Genomic DNA, 3,642 nt, shown 5'->3' on the forward strand with positions numbered 1-3,642 from the left:
TAAAATGTTCCTTCGGAACGGGAAGGCCGTCCTCCTTGAGGGCGGCAATGTACCCTCGGATTGCCTCCCTGACGTTTGCGATCGCCTCCTCTTTTGTCTTCCCCTGACTGACGCAACCAGGAAGACTGGCACACTCGGCAATCCAGTACCCGTCCTCACCCTTGATCAGAATCACCTGGCGCATAGGAGAACCTCCCTGACAAACGGGCATAGTTGCCTGCTATCTCGAATTTCGCAGTCTCATTATAACCCCATCTCTCTTGTCGCCAAGAAACCGGTCATGCGGAACGGCCGAAGCGGCATGTCACTGCGTAACCCTCGGGTACTCCCGGATGGGGACCTCCTGCTCGTCGGAAGGGACCAGAACGTTCGTCTGCCAGGAGAGGGCGACCCAGGCGGAGAAATCGGTCCCGTCCCGGCCGGCGACCCCCCCCTCGTCGGTCACGCGGTCCCAGGAGGCGCGCGCCTCCCCCCGCCAGCTTTCCGAGAGCCAGGCGACAAGCCCCGCGGAGACGATCGTGCGGCGCTCGCCCCCGGCGTTCGGGCCGTAGCGCATCACCCGTTCGTAGGAGATCCCGGCGTACGAGTCCGGCCGGAGATGGTAGCGCGACTCGACGAACCAGTCCTTCGCGTTTCCTCCCATCGGGTGCCCCAGGATCTCCCCGCGGTACCGGTGCGGGTAGGCGGGGTGCGCATACCAGTTGTCGTCCCCGGCCTCGCCGCTTTCGTTGTCCGCGTGCTCGACGCGCAGGTCGAGGCGGGAGAAGCGAAAGATCCGGGGGAAATAGAGGCCGTAGAGATTTGCCCACCTGTCGGACCAGGGGAGGAAGATCCTGCCCACTTGGCTTCTGCCCTCGCCCGCGCGCTCCCAGTAGGCCTGGACGGGGTAGGACGGGAAAGGGAGCGTGAGGGCGAGGTCGAACCCGTAGAGCGAATTGCTGTTGTCGGGCGGATCGTCGTTCCCGAAGTAGTCCGTGAGGAACTCGCCGATCCCGTTGCTCCTGCCCTCCCCGCCGTAATGCATCGCCCGGAAGAGGCCGAACTCGAACCACCGGGAGGGCCGGGCCGCAAGCCGCGTTCCCACGAGGAGGGAATGGGAGAACCGCTCCTTCTTCTCCATCCGGGCCGCGAAGACGTCGTACTGGAGCGCGCCGAGGAACGAGAACGATCCGGGGGCCGGGATCGGCTCGGGGTTGTGGACGCGGACGCCGGGGTACGGCGCCGTATTGTTCGTGAAGAGGAGCGCGCCGTGGCGCCCCGGGCCGTACCAGGTCGAGATCTTCCCCGCCTGGACGGCGAACCAGGGGGATCCGAGTTCGATGGAGGCGTCAAGGAGGCGGTTCCCTTCGTCCCCCCCTTCTCCGTAAAACGAGGTAAACCGGAGTTGGCCGTTGACCAGGGGGGTCGTCTGCTCCCGGATGGCGACCGACGCGCGGCCCGACCACCCCTTCGGGACGGGAACCCCCTCGCCGTTTGCCGGGGTGAAGCGGGAATCGGAGAAGGCGGCGGCGCCCGTCAGCCGTCCCATCTCCTTCGGAGCGACGTACGCGGCAAGCCACCGGAAGACTTCCCCGTCGAATCCGGGAGGAGCGGCGGCGCGGGGATCCAGTTTCGTCGCCGCCCGGATCGCGCGGACGGAGTACGGACGCGTGTTGGCGGGAAGGCGCGGCAGGTATCCCAGCGCGGAGAGCCGGTCGATCGCCGCGTAGACTTCCGGTTCGTCGTTTAAAAACAGGTCGGCGGCCTCGATGCGGGAAGCGGCGGAAATGCCCATCGCGCAAAGGAACAGGGCGATAAAAAAAGGGACGTTCCTGTTCTCTACAAGCACAGAAACGTCCCGCCGCATGGAAGGAAGTGTAGGAACGTCCCTCTGCTTTCGGGCGTCCCTAAGCCTGCGGACAGGCTACCGCCCATAAGATGTTAATAATTCACACCTTTTTTTAATGTCTGCGATTCGCACACGGATTCGATTATTCATTCTAAATACCATATGGGGGGGGGTCCGTAAACCTGAAACATCCAGGACTTTCCCCGAAAATTTCACGCCTCCTGGAACAAGCACGGCTGGAGCGGGTTCGGCGGCCGTCCGCAGCGAGGAGTGATTCCGCCGCCATGCCGGGCCAGGATCGCCCGAATCCCGTCGGCAATGGCGTAGTACCGGAAGTCGGGAACCCCGAAGAACCGCTTGGCCGCCTTGATGGCGTGGTGCGCCAGCACCGCCAGGCGCGTCGAGAGCCCCAGGTACACGGAGGCGAAGTACGTCACCGCCAACAGGAGGCAGTACATGTTCTGCAACCGGCGATATTTGAGAACCCGGATGTCCTCGACCTGGTAGCTCTGCTTGACGAACCGGATCGTCTCCTCCACGGTCCACCGCGTCAGATACGCCTCCACGGCCCACCACAACACCTTCCGCTTCTTTCGCATCGGCACGTTGGTCAACATCATCAGCGGCACTTCCCCGAAGCCCTTGACCACCACCATCCACAAGGGCTTCCCCGGACAAAAGGGCAGGCGCACTTCCCGGAATCCGAACTCCACCCGGACCGCCTTGGGTTTTCCGCCCATCTCCCGAACCACCGTCTCCGCGTACGGCAGGGGGCACCCCTGCGCCAACGACAGCGCTTCCTGCGGTCTCCCGCCGAACCACAGGTGACGATCTCCCACCAGCCGAATCAGAAACCGCCGATCCTCCTCAAGAAGAGGACGAAACAAGTGCTCCCGATCCCCGCCCCGGTCCATGACCCAGATCCCGAGGCCTCCGCAAGCTCCCGACACCTCACGGATGGCCCCAAGGATCTCTTCGTTCTCGCTCTCGAACCGAGGAGACGCACACGAATACAGGTGCCCCCACAACGGCACGATCTCTTTCTGCGACACAGATGCCCCCACCACTTGCAGAGTCCCGTATCCCGGGCCGATCTCCTTCGAGCTGCCGTCCCGCACCTGCGCAAGGTACTCCATTTTCTTCGCGTACTTCTTCGACAGGTCCGACAGGTCCAGGATCAGAAGCGTCTCTTTGCCCACACGGGAAGCCCCCGCCTGCAACACCTGCGATCGGACCGAAGCCCCAAGACCTTCCCGATACAACTGCGCGCTCAACCGGTTCTCCGTCTTGATCTCGGGAATCTCCTCATCCAGCGAACGGCAGATCTCCGAAAGTCTGACCGACTGGCGTGCGCAGATCCCAAAGAGCGTCTCCCGGACAAAGCGCCTTGCCACCTTGGGCAATCCCACCGAAACCTTCCCCGAAAATTCCACCAGGCGCTCTTTCAATTTCCCCGCGATCCGGGCAGAATGCATAGCGGGCCTCCTCCGCAGAATCAAGGTTTTGTCTTACTCGCACCCTCGATTCTACGGCAGCGAGGCCCGCTCTTTCTTCCCAATCATCCCAACGAAAAGTTTCCCCGAAAAAACCTCGTGTACACTTCCAACTCGGGACAACCTCCCGATCCAAAACAACTATCCGGAAAAATCAGTCAGTTTTCGGGGAAAGTCCTGGGATTTTTCGAGGAAGGGAACCTGCCCGGCGAGGCGATCCCCCCGGAGACGAGTATGCGGACCGCGTGCTCGACCGACATGTCCAGGCGCACCACGTTCTCCTCGGGAATGAAGAGCAACTCTCCGAGGTAGATGTGGTTG

At 62.7% G+C, this 3,642-nt stretch carries 3 protein-coding genes; all 3 read right to left on the reverse strand.

What is annotated here, in order from left to right; translation table 11 throughout:
* Positions 1-184, reverse strand: a 184-nt coding sequence (locus tag VJ307_06755) for a type II toxin-antitoxin system HicB family antitoxin (protein ID HJX73841.1), incomplete at its 3' end; no start/stop codon positions are given.
* A gap of 120 nt (positions 185-304) precedes the next feature.
* Positions 305-1,828 carry a capsule assembly Wzi family protein gene (locus tag VJ307_06760; GenBank protein HJX73842.1) on the reverse strand — a complete coding sequence of 508 codons (1,524 nt, stop codon included), beginning with the start codon at positions 1,826-1,828 and terminating at the stop codon, positions 305-307.
* A gap of 212 nt (positions 1,829-2,040) precedes the next feature.
* On the reverse strand, positions 2,041-3,303 hold the full coding sequence (locus VJ307_06765) for a hypothetical protein (protein HJX73843.1): 1,263 nt from the start codon (positions 3,301-3,303) through the stop codon (positions 2,041-2,043).
* Between the last annotated feature and the right edge of the window lie 339 nt (positions 3,304-3,642).

Source organism: Candidatus Deferrimicrobiaceae bacterium (assembly GCA_035256765.1).
Classification (GTDB): Bacteria; Desulfobacterota; Deferrimicrobia; order Deferrimicrobiales; family Deferrimicrobiaceae; genus CSP1-8.

What these genes read in the sequence shown, in the direction of transcription:
- VJ307_06765 (HJX73843.1), bottom strand. Translation starts at nt 3,303, where the DNA reads ATGCATTCTGCCCGGATCGCGGGGAAATTGAAAGAGCGCCTGGTGGAA.